This is a genomic window from Mesorhizobium sp. ESP7-2 (assembly GCF_020164715.1).
Taxonomy (GTDB): domain Bacteria; phylum Pseudomonadota; class Alphaproteobacteria; order Rhizobiales; family Rhizobiaceae; genus Mesorhizobium.
Genome location: NZ_JAIUGQ010000016.1, coordinates 1 through 17900, shown reverse-complemented (window position 1 = coordinate 17900; position 17900 = coordinate 1). Strand labels below are relative to the sequence as shown.

At 63.1% G+C, this 17900-nt stretch carries 20 protein-coding genes; 8 read left to right on the top strand and 12 right to left on the bottom strand.

Annotated features, from left to right (window positions below; all coding sequences use genetic code 11):
* Positions 1–2 precede the first annotated feature (2 nt).
* A complete protein-coding gene (locus tag LB543_RS17015; RefSeq protein WP_224614864.1) occupies positions 3–1406 on the bottom strand; it encodes a PLP-dependent aminotransferase family protein in 1404 nt (467 codons plus the stop codon).
* A gap of 106 nt (positions 1407–1512) precedes the next feature.
* Here LB543_RS17015 and LB543_RS17010 point away from each other — a divergent pair, with 106 nt between their 5' ends.
* Complete coding sequence (locus LB543_RS17010; RefSeq protein WP_140813145.1) at positions 1513–2403, top strand: DMT family transporter; 891 nt, start codon at positions 1513–1515, stop codon at positions 2401–2403.
* 19 nt (positions 2404–2422) lie between these two features.
* Here LB543_RS17010 and LB543_RS17005 read toward each other — a convergent pair whose 3' ends face one another.
* From LB543_RS17005 to LB543_RS16985, 5 genes are all read right to left on the bottom strand, one after another.
* Entirely contained in the window at positions 2423–2821 is a 399-nt protein-coding gene (locus LB543_RS17005) for a GFA family protein (protein WP_224614863.1), read from the bottom strand.
* 194 nt (positions 2822–3015) lie between these two features.
* Positions 3016–4056, bottom strand: coding sequence for a zinc-dependent alcohol dehydrogenase family protein (locus tag LB543_RS17000; RefSeq protein WP_224614862.1), 1041 nt, complete (start codon positions 4054–4056; stop codon positions 3016–3018).
* Between the two features lie 61 nt (positions 4057–4117).
* Positions 4118–4267 carry a DUF4262 domain-containing protein gene (locus LB543_RS16995; RefSeq protein ID WP_224614861.1) on the bottom strand — a complete coding sequence of 50 codons (150 nt, stop codon included), beginning with the start codon at positions 4265–4267 and terminating at the stop codon, positions 4118–4120.
* Complete coding sequence (maiA, locus tag LB543_RS16990) at positions 4257–4907, bottom strand: maleylacetoacetate isomerase (RefSeq protein ID WP_140761497.1); 651 nt, start codon at positions 4905–4907, stop codon at positions 4257–4259. The genes LB543_RS16995 and maiA overlap by 11 nt, the downstream gene beginning before the upstream one ends.
* A complete protein-coding gene (locus LB543_RS16985) occupies positions 4904–5602 on the bottom strand; it encodes a fumarylacetoacetate hydrolase family protein (protein WP_224614860.1) in 699 nt (232 codons plus the stop codon). Before LB543_RS16985 ends, maiA begins: the two co-directional genes overlap by 4 nt.
* Positions 5603–5830: 228 nt before the next feature.
* Here LB543_RS16985 and LB543_RS16980 point away from each other — a divergent pair, with 228 nt between their 5' ends.
* Entirely contained in the window at positions 5831–6514 is a 684-nt protein-coding gene (locus LB543_RS16980; RefSeq protein ID WP_224614859.1) for a response regulator, read from the top strand.
* Positions 6515–6536: 22 nt separating this feature from the next.
* Here LB543_RS16980 and LB543_RS16975 read toward each other — a convergent pair whose 3' ends face one another.
* Genes LB543_RS16975 through LB543_RS16965 form a run of 3 tightly spaced genes read right to left on the bottom strand, consistent with a single transcriptional unit; the run spans position 6537 to position 9275 of the window.
* Entirely contained in the window at positions 6537–7877 is a 1341-nt protein-coding gene (locus LB543_RS16975) for a hybrid sensor histidine kinase/response regulator (RefSeq protein ID WP_224614858.1), read from the bottom strand.
* A gap of 13 nt (positions 7878–7890) precedes the next feature.
* Positions 7891–9027 (bottom strand): FIST signal transduction protein, encoded by a 1137-nt coding sequence (locus LB543_RS16970; RefSeq protein ID WP_224614857.1) that lies wholly within the window; start codon positions 9025–9027, stop codon positions 7891–7893.
* Between the two features lie 29 nt (positions 9028–9056).
* The gene (locus LB543_RS16965) at positions 9057–9275 is read right to left on the bottom strand and encodes a hypothetical protein (RefSeq protein WP_140808860.1); all 219 of its coding nucleotides are present in this window, start codon (positions 9273–9275) and stop codon (positions 9057–9059) included.
* A gap of 62 nt (positions 9276–9337) precedes the next feature.
* Here LB543_RS16965 and LB543_RS16960 point away from each other — a divergent pair, with 62 nt between their 5' ends.
* The 4 genes from LB543_RS16960 (at position 9338) to LB543_RS16945 (ending at position 14472) form a co-directional block, all read left to right on the top strand.
* Positions 9338–9838, top strand: coding sequence for a (2Fe-2S)-binding protein (locus LB543_RS16960; protein WP_224614856.1), 501 nt, complete (start codon positions 9338–9340; stop codon positions 9836–9838).
* A gap of 109 nt (positions 9839–9947) precedes the next feature.
* Entirely contained in the window at positions 9948–12296 is a 2349-nt protein-coding gene (locus tag LB543_RS16955) for a xanthine dehydrogenase family protein molybdopterin-binding subunit (RefSeq protein ID WP_224614855.1), read from the top strand.
* Between the two features lie 96 nt (positions 12297–12392).
* A complete protein-coding gene (locus LB543_RS16950) occupies positions 12393–13190 on the top strand; it encodes an FAD binding domain-containing protein (RefSeq protein WP_224614854.1) in 798 nt (265 codons plus the stop codon).
* Positions 13191–13449: 259 nt separating this feature from the next.
* Positions 13450–14472 carry an acyltransferase family protein gene (locus tag LB543_RS16945; protein WP_224614853.1) on the top strand — a complete coding sequence of 341 codons (1023 nt, stop codon included), beginning with the start codon at positions 13450–13452 and terminating at the stop codon, positions 14470–14472.
* Between the two features lie 73 nt (positions 14473–14545).
* On the opposite strand, the gene LB543_RS16940 is transcribed toward LB543_RS16945, so the two are convergent.
* Both LB543_RS16940 and LB543_RS16935 read right to left on the bottom strand, forming a co-directional pair.
* On the bottom strand, positions 14546–15034 hold the full coding sequence (locus LB543_RS16940; protein ID WP_224614852.1) for a GNAT family N-acetyltransferase: 489 nt from the start codon (positions 15032–15034) through the stop codon (positions 14546–14548).
* Positions 15031–15789, bottom strand: coding sequence for a copper homeostasis protein CutC (locus tag LB543_RS16935; RefSeq protein WP_224614851.1), 759 nt, complete (start codon positions 15787–15789; stop codon positions 15031–15033). The genes LB543_RS16940 and LB543_RS16935 overlap by 4 nt, the downstream gene beginning before the upstream one ends.
* Positions 15790–15992: 203 nt before the next feature.
* Between LB543_RS16935 and LB543_RS16930 the strand changes: the two genes are divergently transcribed.
* Together LB543_RS16930 and LB543_RS16925 are read left to right on the top strand one after the other, a co-directional pair.
* Positions 15993–16421, top strand: coding sequence for an SRPBCC domain-containing protein (locus LB543_RS16930; RefSeq protein WP_224614850.1), 429 nt, complete (start codon positions 15993–15995; stop codon positions 16419–16421).
* A 104-nt stretch (positions 16422–16525) separates the two neighbouring features.
* A complete protein-coding gene (locus LB543_RS16925) occupies positions 16526–16981 on the top strand; it encodes a carboxymuconolactone decarboxylase family protein (RefSeq protein WP_140761459.1) in 456 nt (151 codons plus the stop codon).
* 80 nt (positions 16982–17061) lie between these two features.
* Here LB543_RS16925 and LB543_RS16920 read toward each other — a convergent pair whose 3' ends face one another.
* Positions 17062–17493, bottom strand: a complete 432-nt coding sequence (locus tag LB543_RS16920) for a cupin domain-containing protein (RefSeq protein ID WP_140808842.1) — start codon at positions 17491–17493, stop codon at positions 17062–17064.
* Between the last annotated feature and the right edge of the window lie 407 nt (positions 17494–17900).

Below are 17900 nucleotides of genomic sequence, written 5' to 3'. Positions count from 1 at the left end.
AATCAGCGAGCCATCGCCGTTTCGAGCGCCTTGAAAATTCGCTCGTCCGCGCACTGGGCGACGTTGAAGCGCAGGAAGCGGCTGGCGGACTGCGACAGGCTGAACGCGTTGCCGGGTGCCAGCACGATGTTGTCGGCCAGCGCGCGGCGGGCGATTTCGGCCGCGTCCACCCCGTCCGGCAGGCCGCACCACAGGAACAACCCGGCCGGCTGCTCGATCCAGGGCGTGATGCCGATCGCTTTCAGCCGGGCTCTGGTCTCTACCATGGCGCGTGCAAGGCGGGCGCGCAGCAAATCCATGTGCTTGCGGTAGCTGCCGTCCTTCAGCAACGTCAGCACCAGTTCGGCCGCCAGCCGTCCGCCGCCGAATGTCGTGGCGATCTTGAGGTCGGTCAGGCGCTCGATCCAGTCGCGGGGCGCGGCGATGAAACCGCAGCGGACCGATGCCGATAGCGTCTTGGAGAAACTGCCGATCTGGACGACGCGGCTGAGGCCATCGAACGCCGCCAACCTGGGGGCAGGGGTGTGCTCGAAATCGGCGAAGATGTCGTCCTCGACGATCGTCAGATCCGACTGGTCGGCCAGCTTGAGCAAACGATGGGCCGTCACCGGAGACAGGATCGCGCCCGTGGGATTGTGGATGGCGGAGTTGGTGATGTAGAGGCGCGGCCGATGTTCGGCGAGCGCCTGGCCGAACAACTCTATGTCCGGCCCCGACGGCGTATAGGGAACGCTGACGACCTTGGCGCGATGGGCGCGCAGCAAAGCGTGGAAATTGAAATAGCAGGGATCGTCGACCAGCACCGTGTCGCCGGGCTCGATCAGGAACCGGCAGAGCAGGTCGATCGCCTGGGTGCCCGATTCCGTCAGCATGATCTGTTCGGGCGAAGCTTCGATGCCGTGCCCGGCCATGCGCCGCGCCAGCAGTTGTCGCAACGGCGGCAGCCCGAGCGGCGTGCCGTAATCGGCAAGCGCGACATCGTCGGCACGCGCGACCGTGCGCAATGCCCGGCGCAGCCCTGCCTGTGGCATCCATGAAGCCGGCAGCCAACCGCAGCCGGGTTTCAGGACCTCCTCGCCTGCCTCCAGCGACTGGCGCGAAACCCAGAGCGGATCGACGGCACGATCTAACCGGGGGCCGATCTCGGCCAAAGACAGCGGCGCCAGAGAGCCGGCGGCATAAAATCCGGAACCCGGCCGTGAGCGAATCGCGCCTTCGGCGGCGAGCCGCTCATAGGCTTCGACGACGGTGGATTTGGACACCCGCATGGACTTCGCGAAGGCACGGATCGACGGCAATCGGGTTCCCGGTGTCAGGCTGCGCGCGGCGATCCGCTGACGGATGGTCGCCATGACGCTCTCCACAAGGGTGCGTGCGCCGTCAGTTTCCAAAGCAAGGTCTGTCATCCGTACTGCTCGATCCGCCATTACAGTTTCATCGAATTGTACCCTATTGTCTCTGGCCGCACCATGGGCGTCCGCACGATAGAGGGCGAAAGCGATGGAGCCTGCGATGGACAAGACGGCGAGCGGCTGGGTGAACGGATTTATCGGCGTGCTGATCTTCAGCGGTTCGTTGCCGGCTACGCGTGTGGCGGTGATGGATCTCGATCCGATATTCCTGACATCGGCCCGCGCGGTCATAGCTGGTCTGCTTGGCGTCGCGCTGCTGCTTGCATTCCGCGAGAAACGCCCTTCGCGTCATGACTTGCTGTCGCTTGTCATTGTTGCTCTTGGCGTGGTGGTCGGCTTTCCCTTGCTGACGGCATTGGCGCTGAAGCATGTCACCTCGGCCCACTCCATCATCTTTGTCGGCCTGCTGCCGCTGGCGACCGCGATCTTCGGTGTGCTGCGCGGCGGTGAACGGCCCCGGCCGGCCTTCTGGCTGTTCTCATGCCTCGGCAGCGCGCTGGTGGCGGGTTTCGCGCTTGCGCAAGGCGTTACGGCTTCGCCGGTCGGCGATGGGCTGATGCTTGCGGCCATCATCGCCTGCGGCCTTGGCTACGCCGAGGGTGCAGCATTGTCGCGCAAGCTCGGCGGCTGGCAAGTGATCTGCTGGGCGCTGGTGCTGTCTCTGCCGGTGATGCTTGTGCTGACGTTTGCGACCCTGCCGCCATCCTTCGCCAGTGTCGGCTCCAATGCCTGGATCGGTCTTGGCTATGTCTCGCTGTTCAGCATGCTGATCGGCTTCGTCTTCTGGTATCGCGGCTTGTCCCAAGGCGGCATTGCAGCGGTGGGGCAGCTGCAGCTCCTGCAGCCGTTTTTCGGGCTCGCACTGGCGGCGACGCTGCTGCACGAGCAGGTCAGCCCGATGATGATCGTCGTCACGCTCGGCGTGGTGACATGCGTGTTCGGCGCGAAGAAGTTCGCCAGGCGGGATTTGCCGCGGCGTGCGACTGCATAGTGATGATGCCGACCCCCGACTAGTTCTTCGTATAGTCAGGCCCAACGCGTGTCGGCAGGCCGTCGGCGAGTTTCAACCAAGGGACCTTCTCCTCAAAAGCGACATGCAGCGTGGGTGCGAATTTTTCTGGCTCCTCCATCGCCGCGGCAAAAAAATGCATGACACCAGACATGTTCGTCGAGCGGAAGGACAGCGGCGTTCCGCAGTTATCGCAAAATGTTCTTTCCACACCGGGAGAGGAATTGAATATTTTCGGTGGCTTGCCCAGCCATCGCCAGTGGCCGTCCAAGACGCCAATGTAGGTGGTCATCGGCGCGGAACATTGTTGCCGACAACTTTCACAATGACAGGCCACGCATGCTTGCGCCGTCCCATCGACTTCGAAAGCAATAGCGCCACATAAGCAATGACCACGCATAGAAACTCTCCTCAAGTCACTGACCCAATAAGTTGTACCGGGCGTGGTGGGAGAGTCGCCATGAGGTGCGCCGAGTTGGCGCTCAATTGCGACATTGCCGATGAAAGTACCAGCGGCGCCTTCTGTCTGTCGAGCATGGCCTTGGCGGCCATCAGATTGTCGTTTCGCTTTATGAATCCGCGGCCTAGACTAGACTAGAACTTCGTCACCACGCCGATGCCGATGCCCTCGAAACCGCCCATCGCCATCAAGGCCGCTGGCGCCTCGTCAAGGCTGATCTTCTTGCCGACCAGCAGTTCGGGCTTGAGCTTGCCGTGGCGGATCATCTCCATCATCGCGGGGTAGCGATAGGCCTGCATGCCGTGACTGCCGAGGATTTCGAGTTCGAAGGCGATCACCTTGTCCATCGGCACTTGCGGGCGGGCGTGCTCGCCCAGCATCAGGCCGACCTGCACGTGACGGCCGCGCCGGCGCAGATTGGCGATCGAGTTGAAGGACGTCGTGGGGTGGCCCAGCGCGTCCATCGACATGTGGGCTCCGCCATTGGTGATCTGCTTGACCGCCTTGACCACGTTCGGCGTCGTCGAAGCGTTGATGGTCGCCACGGCACCGATCTTTTTGGCGAAGTCCAGCTTTTCCTCGGTGAGGTCGATGGCGATGACATTGGCGCCCACCGAACTGGCGATCATGATCGCCGACAGGCCGACGCCGCCGCAGCCATGCACCGCCACCCATTCGCCCGGCGTCACCCGGCCCTGGTCGACGATGGCGCGGAACGATGTGACGAAGCGGCAGCCGAGGCTGGCGGCGGTGGCAAATTCCATTTCGTCGGGCAGGCGCACCAGATTGGTGTCGGCGTGTTCGATGGCGACATATTCGGCGAACGAGCCCCAGGCGTTGAAGCCAGGCTGGGATTGGTGCTCGCAGACCTGATGATTGCCTGATGTGCATTCGAAGCAGTGGCCGCAACCGACGGCGAACGGCACGGTGACACGTTCGCCCGCCTTCCAGCGGGTGACGTGCTTGCCGGCGGCGACAACCATTCCGGCAAGTTCGTGACCCGGCACGTGCGGTAGGCGGATATCGGCGTCATGGCCCATCCATCCGTGCCAGTCGCTGCGGCAGAGCCCGGTCGCCTCGACCTTGATGACGACGCCATCGGCGGCCGGCTTCGGATCGGGCACGGTCCGGATGGTCGGCGCTTCGCCGAATTTCTCGAAGACCACGGCTTTCATCGGTCACTCCACCCTTGAGACTGAACGCATTGTGGGAAACGATAGCCGATTCCTTGACCGGTCAAGCGGAAATCGTTTCCGCTACGCCAACGGAGTAGGCGAATGGCGGTTCGTCGTTTTCCTCCAGCACATAGAGGATGTGGCAGCCATACGCCTCGATATCGGCCAGCGCCTTTGCCTCGCCGGCATCGGTGGCTTCTCTATTCTGCATCGATCTGGTTCTGTGGCGCGGCTTTCTGGAAGGCGGGTAGCGCCATGCAGGCGGCGTTGATGCGCGCGATTGTCGGATAGGGCGTCATATCGACGCCGAAACGGGCATTGCTGGTGACTTGCGCGGCAAGGCAGATGTCGGCCAGCCCCGGCGTGTCGCCGTGACAGAATGCGCCGGTTTCGGGCGAAGCCGTCAGCAATTGCTCGAGCGGCGCAAAACCCTCATTGACCCAATGCCGGAACCAGTTGGCGACATCCTGGTCGCCGGCGCCGAACAGGGTGCGCAGCGAGGTCAGCACGCGCAGATTGTTCACAGGGTGGATGTCGCAGGCGATGATCTGCGCCAGCATTCTCACCCGTGCCCTGTTTGGCGGGTCTTTCGGCAACAGCGGGGGTTCAGGTATGGTCTCGTCGAGAAATTCGATGATCGCCAGCGATTGCGTCAGGAGCATGCCGTCGCTCCAGACCAGGGCCGGCACAAGCCCCTGCGGATTGACCGCGAGATAGGCCGCCTCCAGATGCTCGCCGTGGCGTAGGTGATGCGGGATGTAGTCATAGTCCACCCCCTTCACCTCCAGGGCGATCCGCACCCGGTGCGAAGTAGACGAGCGGAAGTAGTTGTGCAGGACAATGTCGCTCATGACTTCGGCTGGCCGATGGTCACTTTGATCGTGCCGATGCCGTCGACCCCGCCTGATATCGTCTCGCCTGGCTTGACCGCGCCGACACCGGCGGGCGTGCCGGTGAAGATCAGGTCGCCGGCCTGCAATTCCACGCCTTCGCTGCAGATCGAAACGATATCGGCGATCGGCCAAATCAGCTCGGCGAGGTCGGCATCCTGTTTCACCGCGCCGTCGACGGCGAGCCAGATACGCCCCTTGGCTGGATGGCCGGCTTTTTGTGCTGGGACCAGCGGGCCGCAAGGCGCGGAACGGTCGAACGCCTTCGACCAATCCCAGGGCCGGGCCGCCTTCTTGGCGGCATCCTGCAGGTCGCGGCGGGTGAGGTCGATGCCAACGGCATAACCCCAGACGTGGTCCAGCGCCTTGTCGCGGGATATGCGAAAGCCTGACGTACCGATCGCCACCACCAGCTCGATCTCGAAGTGGAGGTTTTCCGTCAGCGGCGGGTAGGGGATTTCAGTGCCGGAATCGACCACCGCGTCGGCCGCTTTGGTGAAAAAGAAGGGCGGATCGCGCTCGTCATTGCCGAATTCGCGCGCATGCGCCGCATAATTGCGGCCGACGCAGAAAATACGCCGCACGGCAAAGCGTTCACCGGAACCCGCAATGGCGACAGAAGGCCTTGGCGGGACGGGAAGGACGAAAGCGGTCATGGCGATCTCTGCGTTTGATGGGAAGCTGGCGGCACATTCGGCCGATTTCGGAGGCCGGGCAAGGCGTCGCTTTTCGCAAAGCACGGGCTTTGCCGCGGCCACATAAGGAATTCAGGCATCCGGTCATTCTTGCAGCGATGAATTTCATCAACCGACGATAGACTATTTGCCAATAATCGGGCCATGGTCTGGAGACTATGGTGTGCCCGGTGAACCGGAACGAGCCCTATGACCCCTCCCACCGATCGCGCCCGGTTTCTTATCATCGACGACCATCCGCTGTTTCGCGAGGCGCTGCACAGCGCCGTCCAAATGGCTTATCCCGAGGTCGACACGGTCGAAGCGCGCTCGATCACCGAGGCGCTGGACCTGCTGGCCGACGCAAAGCCTTTCGACCTTGCGCTTCTCGACCTCAGCATGCCCGACGTGCACGGCTTCGACGGGCTGCTGCAGCTCAGGACCCGCTATCCGCGCCTGCCGGTGGTGATCGTGTCGGGCTATGAGGAGCCGAGAATCATCTCCGAGGCCTTGTCCTACGGCGCTGCCGGTTTCATCCCGAAATCGGCGCGCAAGAGCGATCTCGCCGCCGCCATCCGCTCGGTGATGGACGGCGCGATCTATGTGCCGGAAACCTATGAGGGCCTGCCGCCGGGCGCCGACAGCACCGATCGCGCCGACATGCTCCAGCGCCTCTCCAAACTGACGCCGCAGCAATTGCGCGTCTTGCAGATGTTGCGCCAGGGCCTGCTCAACAAACAGATCGCCTACGAACTGCAGGTCGGCGAGACCACCGTCAAGGCGCATGTCTCGGAGATACTACGCAAGCTCAACGTCTACAGCCGTACGCAGGCGGTGATCGAGGTGTCGAAGCTGGACAATGCGGAGTTGTTTCGGGATCAGGCCGGATTTTGAGCGACTAACTCGCCACCGGTCCCTAAGCCAGCAAATGCGCCAGCAGCGCGCGCAGTTGCGCGGGCTTCAGCGGCTTGCGCATCAGTTCGATGCCTGCTGAGCGGGCGGCCTTGGCGACGGCCTCCGAGCCGTCGGCGGTGACGATCAGCGCCGGCACGGCGCGGCCGAGGTAGTCGCGGACCTCCGATATGGTGGCGGTGCCGAGATCGCCGCCGTCGAGATGCTGGTCGGCAATGATGATGTCAGGCACCCAGTCGGTATCGCCGAGCATGTCGAGCGCATCGTCGGTCGAGGTCGCGGCGCGCACGAGGCACTGCCAGCGTTCGAGCAGGAAGGTCATGGCGTCCAGCACCTCGGCGTCGTTCTCGACCAGCAGCACCTTGGTGCCGAACAGGCCGTAGCCGCGCGGTCGCTCCAGGCTGGCGGCGCTGGCGATGGCATCGGCCGGTGCGCCGAGGCCGACGGGAACATCGATATGGAAGATGGTGCCGCGGCCGACCTTGGATGAAAACGTCACGGGGTGGCCGAGCGCGCCGGCCATGCGGCGCACGATGGCGAGCCCGAGCCCCAGCCCGCCGCCATCGAGCTCGGCATTGGCCGGCGAGGTGCCGCGATGGAACTCCTCGAACACTGCCTCGCGCTGGTCCTCGGGAATGCCGCAGCCCGTGTCGGCGACATCGATGCGGATAGTGTCGCCGCGATGGCGAGTGCCGACAAGGACGCCGCCCGAGCGTGTATAGACCAGCGCGTTGGAGAGGATGTTCTGCAGGATGCGGCGCAACAGCGTCCTGTCCGAGCGGACCACCGCATTGACCGGCCGGAATTTCAGCGACAGCCCCTTCAATTCCGCCACGGGCTGAAAATCCGAGCGCAGCGACGAGAACAACGCCTCCAGGCTGACGTCGCCGATGTCGGGCTGGACCACGCCGGCGTCGAGCTTGGAAATGTCGAGCAAGGTGCGCAGCAGGTCTTCCATCGTCTCCAGCGAGCGCTCGACCTGCCGCACCAGCTTTTTTCCCTCGTCACTGGTTTGCACCTCGGCGAGCGCCGAGACGGACAAGTGGGCGGCGTTCAGCGGCTGCAGCACGTCGTGGCTGGCGGCGGCGAGAAACCTTGTCTTGGAGAGATTCGCCAGCTCGGCGTTTTCCTTGGCGGCGCTGAGGTCGATGTTCGACTGTTCCAGCCTGCGCAAGGTCGAATGCAGTTCCTCGGTGCGCGTGCGCACCCGGTTTTCCAGCGAGATCGCGGTCTGGAACAGCGAAAAGGCATTGCCTTGCTGGTCCATCGAGCGCTCGACGCGGCTGACCAGGGCGGCGTTGATCTTCTTCAGCCTGTCGAGATCGTTTATGTCCCTGAGCGGCATCCCGGTTCGCCGCCTACTCAGCCGCCTGGCGATCGCCGAAGGCGATGCCGGTGAAAGTCTGGTTCAGGTGCATCGACCGGTATTGTTCGCCATAGGTGCCGAAGCCGACGACGTTGTTGACCCGGTAGAGCTCCGAAATATCGCGAAAGACCTGCCGATTGCGCGCATCCAGCCGGCGCAGCACGCAGTCGAAGCCAAGGATCATATCGATACCGCCCAGCCTTTCCTCGACCTCGCGCAATGCCGCGCGTGTCGATTCGACCATGTCCTTGGGCTGGGCGATCGACAGCACGACGCCGTCGTCGATGGCGCAGAAGAACGACAGCGAGCCATCCGCGTGCATCCTCTGGATCGAGCGGCAGTAATATTCGCCGCCCACCTTCACCACCACGGGATGCGAGGCGAAGCTCAGCGGTGTCAGGGTCTGCGGGACGATCCCGACCGAGGCGGCATATTCCTCCGCCGCATTGGTGGCGTTGAACTCCCGCACGATGCGGTGATCCGGATCGGACGCGGTCACCACCAGCTTTTCGTCGGTGGGAACGAAATTGTCGGTCTTGAAGACGTGGAACGGAATTTCCGTGGCGACCAGCACGATGATGGCGCTGTCCGAAGTGACCGCGCCGTTCGAGATCAGACGCGTCGTCTCGAATTTCAAATCGTCACCGGCCGAGCCGCCGAGCAGCGGTATGTCGTCAAGACCCCAGTGGATTGCCGAACTCACTGCTTCCTCGGCATAGGACAGCCCGTCGATGAAGCAGAGTGCGAAGGTGTTCTTGGTCCGCTCGCCGCCGAGCCGGGCGCGCAGCATGCGCCGCAGGGCCTCGACCTCTTCGGTGATCCTGTCCATGCCCGATGTCGACAAATTGTCGACCATGGTGCTGACCGCCGTGAAGGACGCCGAGGGCAGCAGCATCGCCAGCATATGACCTTCCTCGAGCCCCTGCGGCGTGATCTCGCCCGCGGTGGAGCAGCCGGCATGGTGGAGATCAGGCGCGCGCGTCGTGAGCGCCTGCGAGAGGGCGCCGGCCTCGACGAGGCTTTGGGAAAAGAACACGAGGGCAAAGCCGGCATCGATGGCGGCGGCCTCGGCGGCCACCGCGCGTGCGAAGACATCCGGGTCGGGCTCGTCCGTGGTGAGCGCCGACAAACCGCATGCGTAACGCGTCAGTGAACTGGTCAGCGGCGTTCTCCCGCATTTCCTCCGACGCCTTCTTGTGCGCGGCTTTTCAGTGCTTCTGGCGCGCGGGCGACGACGGTATTGTTGCCGCCAAGAGGCGTTTTGGCAATGGGGCCGCAGGAATGCACTTTGGTGCCTTGGCCATGATCGAAAGTACAATGATCCGCCTTTTCCCTTGTGTTGTTTTTTGTGCGTTGTGCGGTGTACGAATAACGCATGGCCGAAGTGCCAGCGGCGCGTCGGCAACGTGATGACCAAGGTTGACACCCAGGGAGGGGCTATGTCGGACGTTTCGTTGATGGTGAACGGCAAGCGCGTCGGCGGCGCCGTCGAGGATCGAACGCTGCTCGTCCATTTCCTGCGGGAGAATCTCGGCCTGACCGGCACTCATGTCGGTTGCGACACCTCGCAATGCGGAGCCTGCGTCGTCCATGTCGACGGCAAGGCGGTGAAGTCCTGCACCATGCTGGCGGTCCAGGCGTCCGGGTCGAACGTGGTTACGATCGAGGGCCTTGCCGACGGCGCCGACCTGCATCCCGTCCAGGCGGCCTTCAAGGAACATCATGGTCTGCAATGCGGCTTTTGCACGCCAGGCATGATCATGGCTGCAACCGACATGATCAACCGTCATCCCGAAGGCCTCGACGAGGCTACGGTGCGGGCAGAACTCGAAGGCAATATCTGCCGCTGCACCGGCTACCACAACATCGTGAAGGCGGTCCTGGCCGCATCGAAGACGATGTCGAAGGGGGCCAAGGGCAAGGCGAAACAAGCAGCATAGGCAGTAGGCAGTAGGCAATAGTGAGTAGGGCAAACATCAATATGACCACGAGCCCTCCCGCTACTGCCTAACCCCTACTGCCTATCCCCTAAATTCGGGAGGAATTCTGATGGGCATCGAAGGTGTTGGCGCTCGGGTCGCGCGCAAGGAAGACAAAAGGTTCATCACCGGCGCCGGCCGCTATGTCGACGACATGGTGGTTCCCGGCATGAAGCACGCGGCTTTCGTGCGCAGCCCGCACGCGCATGCGCAGATCAAGAAGATCGACGTGAAAATGGCTCAGGGCATGCCGGGCGTCATCGGCGTGCTGACCGGCAAGGAGCTCAAGGCCGACGGTATCGGCAACCTCATCTGCGGCTGGATGATCCATTCCAAGGACGGTACGCCGATGAAAATGGGCGCATGGTCGCCGCTGGCCGTCGACAAGGTCCGCTATGTCGGCGATGCGGTCGCGGTGGTGGTGGCCGAAACCAAGGGCCAGGCACGCGATGCGGCCGAGGCGGTCGACATCACCTACAAGGAACTGAAGGCCGTCGTAGACGCGACAAAGGCGCTCGAAAAGGGCGCGCCGCAGGTCCATGCCGAGGCCGAGAACAACCTGATCTTCGACTGGGAGATCGGCGATGCCAAGGCGACCGATGCCGCCATCGAGGCGGCGGCGCACGTCACCCGCATGAAGATCGTCAACAACCGGCTGGTGCCGAACGCCATGGAGCCGCGTGCGGCGCTCGGCCATTACGACAAGGCCGAGGATCATTACACCTGCTGGACGACATCGCAGAACCCGCATGTCGCGCGGCTGGTGATGAGCGCCTTCTACAATGTCGCACCCGAAAACAAGCTGCGCGTGATCGCGCCGGACGTCGGCGGCGGCTTCGGCTCCAAGATCTATATCTACCCGGAAGAGATCGTCTGCCTGTGGGCCTCCAAGAAGACCGGCGTGCCGGTCAAATGGGTCGCCGACCGCACCGAGAGCTTCCTCACCGACGCGCATGGCCGCGACCACGTCTCGACCGTGGAAATGGCATTCGACAAGGACAACAGGATCACCGGGCTGAAGGTCGACACGATCGCCAATCTCGGCGCCTACATGTCGCTGTTCTCGTCCTGCGTGCCGACGTATCTCTACGCCACGCTGCTGTCGGGTCAGTATGACATCCCCGCCATCCACGCCAATGTGCGCACCGTCTACACCAACACCGCTCCTGTCGATGCCTATCGCGGGGCAGGGCGGCCGGAAGCCACCTATCTTCTGGAGCGCACCATGGAAGCCGCGGCACGTGAGCTCGGCGTGTCTCCGGCCGAACTGCGCCGCAAGAACTTCATCACGACCTTCCCGCACCAGACACCGGTGATCATGAACTATGACGCCGGCGACTATGTGACCTCGCTCGACGCGGCCATGAAAACCGCCGACTATGCCGGCTTTGGCAAGCGCAAGGCGGACGCGGCTGGGAAGGGCAAGCTGCGCGGCATTGGCATGAGCTGCTACATCGAGGCCTGCGGCATCGCGCCGTCGGCCGCGGTCGGCTCGCTCGGCGCTGGCGTCGGCCTGTGGGAATCGGCTGAGGTAAGGGTCAACGCCGTCGGCACCATCGAGGTGCTGACGGGGTCGCACAGCCATGGCCAGGGGCACGAGACGACTTTCGCGCAACTGGTCAACCAGCGTTTTGGGGTGCCGATCGATTCGGTTTCGATCGTCCACGGCGACACCGACAAGGTGCAGATGGGCATGGGCACTTACGGCTCGCGCTCGGGCGCGGTCGGCATGTCGGCGATCGCCAAGGCGCTCGACAAGGTCGAGGCCAAGGCCAAGAAGATCGCCGCCCACCTGCTCGAGGCCGACGAGGGCGACATCGTCATCGAGAACGGCGAAGTCAAGGTCGCCGGCACCGACAAGAGCCTGCCGTGGTTCCAGGTGGCTCTGGCCGCCTATACCGCGCACAATTTGCCGGCCGGCATGGAGCCAGGATTGAAGGAAACGGCGTTCTACGATCCGGCGAACTTCACCTTTCCGGCGGGCTGCTACATCTGCGAGGTCGAGATCGATCCGGAAACCGGAACGACGGAGATCGTCCAGTTCGTAGCGGCCGACGATTTCGGCAACATCATCAATCCGATGATCGTCGAAGGCCAGGTGCATGGCGGCATCGCCCAGGGTGTCGGCCAGGCGCTGCTGGAAGGCGCTCACTATGACGCCAGCGGGCAACTGCTGACGGCGAGCTACATGGATTACACCATGCCGCGTGCGGACGACCTGCCGTCGTTCAAGGTCTCGACGTCGAACACGCCATGTCCGAGCAACCCACTGGGCATCAAGGGCTGCGGCGAGGCCGGAGCCATCGGCTCGCCGCCGGCGGTGATCAATGCCATCACCGACGCCATCGGCATCGCCGATATCGCCATGCCTGCCAGACCGTCGACCGTGTGGGCCGCGATCCGTGCGGCGAATGAGTGAGTAGGGAGTAGTGAGTAGCGAAAAAGGGTCCAGCTCCTGCGGCGGCCATTCCCTACTCACTACTGACTACTGCCTAACCACCTAGGGGAGGATCCCATGTACGCAGTCAACTACCACCGTGCCGCCTCGGTCACTGAAGCCGCCAGGCTCGTGAAGAGCGGCGACGCCAAGCTGCTCTCCGGCGGCATGACCTTGATCCCCGCCATGAAGACGCGGCTGGCGGCGCCTTCCGATCTGGTCGACCTGTCACGCATCAAGGAACTGCAGGGCGTCAAGGTGTCAGGCAAGACGGTCACCATCGGTGCCGCCACGACCCACTACGATGTCGCCAATGACGAGAAGCTGCGCAAGGCCTGCCCGGCGCTTGCCCATCTGGCGTCGCTGATCGGCGACCCGGCGGTACGCCACAAGGGCACGATCGGCGGTTCGATCGCCAACAACGATCCGGCGGCGGACTATCCGGCCGCACTTCTGGCGCTGGGCGCCACCATCATCACCAACAAGCGCGAAATGTCAGCCGACAAGTTCTTCAAGGGGCTGTTCGAAACCGCCTTGAAGGATGGCGAGATCGTCACGGCCGTCTCCTTCACCGCGCCGGCCAAGGCAGCCTACGAGAAATTCCGCAACCCGGCCTCGCGTTACGCGATCGTCGGCGTGTTCGTGGCCAAGGGCAAGGACGGCGTCCGTGTTGCCGTGACCGGCGCCGGCGACGACGGCGTCTTCCGCTCGAAGGAGATCGAGGCGGCACTCGCCAAGAGCTTCGACGCCGCGTCGCTCAATGGCGTGAAAGTGCCGGCGAAGAACCTGATGAGCGACATCCACGCTTCCGCCGACTACCGCGCCAACCTTATCACGGTCATAGCCAAGCGCGCGGTGGCGGCAGCCAACGCCTGACGCAAGATCATTGCGGACACGAAAAGGGGCTGTCACGGCCCTTTTTCGTTCCTGGCGCCTGTGCTGCCCAGTTCCCGGCGGCCGCGTCCCATCCTTGCTTGAGGCAATTGCGGCCCTGCTTGCCTCGGAATTGCACCGGCGCCAATCTCGCACTTGCACAAACTTATATTGCACTGCAGTATGGGGCGGGCGGGAATGCGAGCCGGGTTCGGACTGCGTACCGCCGTGCCCTTTCGCATGCCAATGCGAAAGGATCGGCATGTCCGAAATTTCCGCGGCCCAATTGGTTCCGTCCCGAGCGATTGCCGACCGATCGGCCAGGATAAGACTGGCCTATCTCGATGGCTGGCGCGGCCTGTCGATCGCCCTAGTGCTGATCGGGCATTTTTTTCCCGTTCCCGGCATCAATCTGGGCGTGCTGGGCGTCGAATTCTTCTTCGTGCTCAGCGGCCGGCTGATGGCCGAAATCCTGTTCATCGAACGCTACCCGCTGAAGAAATTCTTCAAACGCCGCTTCTCGCGCATCTATCCGGCGCTTCTGATCTTCGTCGTCGTCGGCATGATCGCGCTCTCCGGCACGTTCATCGCCTTCAAATGGAAGGCCGCGTTGACGGCGCTGACATTCACCTACAACTATGCCGGAATTCTCCTGAACCGGGCCGGCGCACTCGACCACATCTGGTCGCTCTGCATCGAAGAGCATGCCTACATCATCCTGGCGGCGATCAGCGCAATCGTTGCCAGCCGCAGCCGTGTCATCCCGCTGCTGCTGATCCTGGCTCTGCTGGCCATGGGCAATGGCGCGGCTTCCTACTGGTTCCTGCACATGGATTATGAAACCACGTACTGGCGCACCGACGTACACATCGCCTCGATCCTGCTGTCGGCCGCGATCTGCCTGCTCAAGGCCGACGGCAAGCTGCCGGCCTTGTTGAAGGGCCCCTATGTCGCCGTTGCGGCGGCCATCGGGGCGGTTTTCCTGTTCACGGACTCGGTACCGACACCGATCCACTACCTGATCGCGGTGCCATTGCTTGCGATTGCCGTCAACGCGCTGGATTTCAGCACGCGGTTCTTTTCCGGATGGCTGTCATCCTTACCGATGACGACACTGGGTCTGTGGTCGTATTCGCTCTATCTGTGGCAGCAGCCCTTCTACAAATTCGTCTACGAGCAGGGCAGCAATCCATGGCCGATGCTGGCCGGGGTTTTTGCCTGCGCGCTCTGCAGCTACTACCTCATCGAGCGCCCATCGCGCGAATGGCTCAACCGCAACTGGTGAATGAGCGTCGCCGATTTTTCCATGTGGCCAGACGAGAGGCCGCACGGATTTTAGAATAGGTAAGCCGGCAGGTTCAGGCGGCGATCTGCCTGACGTAGTAGCGCACCGCCTTCTTGCCGCCATGGATCACCGCGTCGCCGACTTCGGCGAAGCCGAGGGCGGCGTGGAAGGCATCCGAGGCGGGGTTGGGCGGGTCGGTGTTGACCTCGCAGGTGACCAGCGTATGGCCAGCGCTCTCCGCATGGTCGAACAGGTCCCGATAGAGCCGGCGAGCATGGCCGCGGCCCCTTGCGTGCGCCGCGACGACGACGCGGTCGACATAGATGAAGCGTTCATAGCGCTCGCGGAACCAGACGAAGTTCGGGCTGTCGTAGTTTGCGTCCTGGTCGAAGGTCATGATGAAGGCTTCGAGATCGCCAATGCGGCGTGCATAGAAGGACTCGCCGAGCAGGAAGGACAGCCGTTCGGCTTCGAGCCACGACAATTCGGCGGCGTGCTCGTTGTTGAGCGCCAGAATGGCGGCTTCGTCGTCCTGCGCTATGCGGTCTATCGGAGAGGTCATGCCTTGGCCGCCGTGACTGTCGCCGCCACCAGCAGTGTATCGGTCAGCGTGTTGCGATACTCGCGGTCGAGATCGGAGCCGCCCATGCCGACCTTGGGATTGCGGTAGCGCATGGCACTCGGCACGTCCTTGAGGGCCGCGAAATGCATTTCGGCCAATCCGGTTTTTCCTCGCACCTCGGCGATGTTGCCGAGATCGAGCCCGCCGCAGCCAAGGATGATGATGCGCTCGCCGGCCTGCCGGACCAGCTCCGCCAGCACTGGCAAGCCCTCGATTGCGGTGTCGCGCTGGCCGCTGGTCAGCACGCGGCCGACCTTGCAGCGGATCAGCGCTTCCAGCGCCTCGGCCGGATCGCGCGTCATGTCGAAGGCGCGGTGGCAGGTGACGTTCAACGAGCCCGCGGCCTCTGTCAATTCGCCCATGCGCTTCTCGTCGATGGTACCGTCGGCGTTCAGGCAGCCGAACACCACGCCGGGCACGCCGAGCTCGCTGAGTGCGGCGACATCGGCCAGCATCGAGCGGTATTCGGTCTCGCTGTAGAGAAAATCGCCGCCGCGCGGCCGCACCATGACGTGGAACGGCACGGTCGCCTGGTCGAGTGCGGCGCGCACCGTGCCGAGGCTCGGCGTAATGCCGCCCTCGACCAGGCTGGCGCAGAGTTCGACCCGGTCGGCGCCCGCGGCCTGCGCGGCCAGCAGGCCATCGATGCCTTCGACACAGATTTCAATCAGCGGCGGGCGAGTTTTTGTGGTCAAGGGGTGATCCAGTTCACGATGCTGTCGAGAGCCCTAGCACCAGGACGGCTGACGCGAAAGCGTGAACGCCACGCCGCCATTTGGACCAGATGGCAGATTCCTTTCTTGACAGTCGCATAACCGCAAGGTTATGAGTGACGTATAGCTGGCGGGTTATTGATTGCGCGTGCGTGGCACGACGACAACAACGAGAGGAGCATGGCATGACGGAAACCAAATCGATCGTCGTCGAAAGGTTGATTCCGTATTCGGCGGAAAAGATATGGCGCGCACTGACCGTGCCGGCACTCGTCGGCGAATGGCTCATGCAGAATGACTTCGCTGCGCAAGAGGGGCATCGCTTCACATTCCGCGCGACACCAGTTCCCGGATGGTCTGGCGTGACGAACTGCGTGGTGCTGAAAGTCGAGGCGCCGCGGCTGCTGGCCTACAGTTGGGGCGATGGGACGGAATCGGACAGCGGGTTGAAAACCGTGGTGACGTGGTCACTGACGCCCGAGGGTGTGGCGACCCGGGTGCGAATGGAGCAGTCGGGATTTCGGCCGGCGGACGAGCGTGGCTATGTCGGGATGGGAAGTGGCTGGCCGCGCATTCTCGAACGGCTCGAACAGATTGCCGTAAAACAGGCCTGATACGCGGCAGGCAGCCAACAGTTTCATCAAGTTCGAAACCCTGGATGCGAGGCGTCCGGGCCGGGAAAACACGCCCGGAGAAACAATTCAAAAGGAGAAGAATCATGCGAGCAAGGATCAAGAACCCGGTGATGCTCATCCCCGGTTCGGTGCAGGCGCTGCTGGCGCTGGACAAGTCGACCGAGGCGGCCGACGTGCCCTATGTGACGCGCAAGCTCATTCATCTGCGCGCCAGCCAGATCAACAACTGCAGCGCCTGTGTCGACATGCATGCGCGCGAATTGAAGAAGGCCGGAGAAAAGGACGAGCGCATCTTTGCGCTGGCGGCATGGCGGGAGACCCCGTATTTCACCGATGCCGAGCGCGCGGCATTGGCGTTGGCAGAAGCCGGCACCAGGCTCGCCGACCGGCCGGACGCGGTGCCGGACGATGTCTGGGACGAAGCGGCCCGCCATTATGACGAAAAGGCGCTTGCCGCACTGGTCATCCAGATCGCCCTGATCAACGCCTTCAACAGGCTGAACGCAACGACCCGGCAGCCGGTTGGCGCCTGGGGCTAAGCGCCTGGTTCGAATGGTCCGCGAGGCAAGGGCGGGGGGCATTGCCTTTCCGCCCACCGGGCGGGGCATAGCCTTGGTGGCTACTGGCGCAATTCCGTATTCTTGACGCCTTCCTCGACCTGATCGATCACCAGGAGCTTGACCGTCCCGTCGCCAATGTTGGTGGCCTGATGCCACTGCCCGATCATCTCGATGATGAAATCGCCTGTCTTGTAGGTGTTGCTGTTGCCGGTCTCGACATTGGTGACCTTCAGCGTTCCAGCCTCGACATAGGCGTAGCGCGGGAAGGGGTGGCGATGGACCGGCAAGGTCGCGCCGGGTGCGATGTCATAGGTCGAGACCAGCACCTGCACGTTCTTCCGCGGCAGCGTGATCGGTTGACCGGATGCCGTGGTGGTGCGTGATGCCAGCGGGGTGACGATGACGGGGGCGTCGCTGCTGTCCAGTGCCAGGGCACAATTCGCATAAAGTGCAGCCGCGGCCAGCAGCAGCGCCACCAGGATTTTTCGCATGATTCCTCCACGGCCGCAGCATTGCTCCGGAGATTCCCCATGTGCAAGCCTGCCGGCGAGAAATCGGCTCACGCTATAGGCCCGGCGGCTTTCGGCTGCTCAGGTGGCCGGGCTTTCTTCGTCTGTGGCAGAAAAGTCACGCAACCCGGATATAAAGCGCTGCAACTGGCGCGCGCTTATTATCCAGCTAGGCGAGGCGTATCGTCATCTTGGGTAAAGGGGGCCGTTGACCGCACGCACGTGTCATTTCCTCCCATGAACTAGCGCCCGCTACGCAAAACGTGGCGGGCTTTTTCTTAATTCAGGGGCGTCACGGCCCGGGTGGCTTCGGTGAACTGACCCCGTAAAGTTGGACGGTTCATTGATCTGGTAGATTTAAGGGCTGGGTCCTGTATTGCACAGGGGCC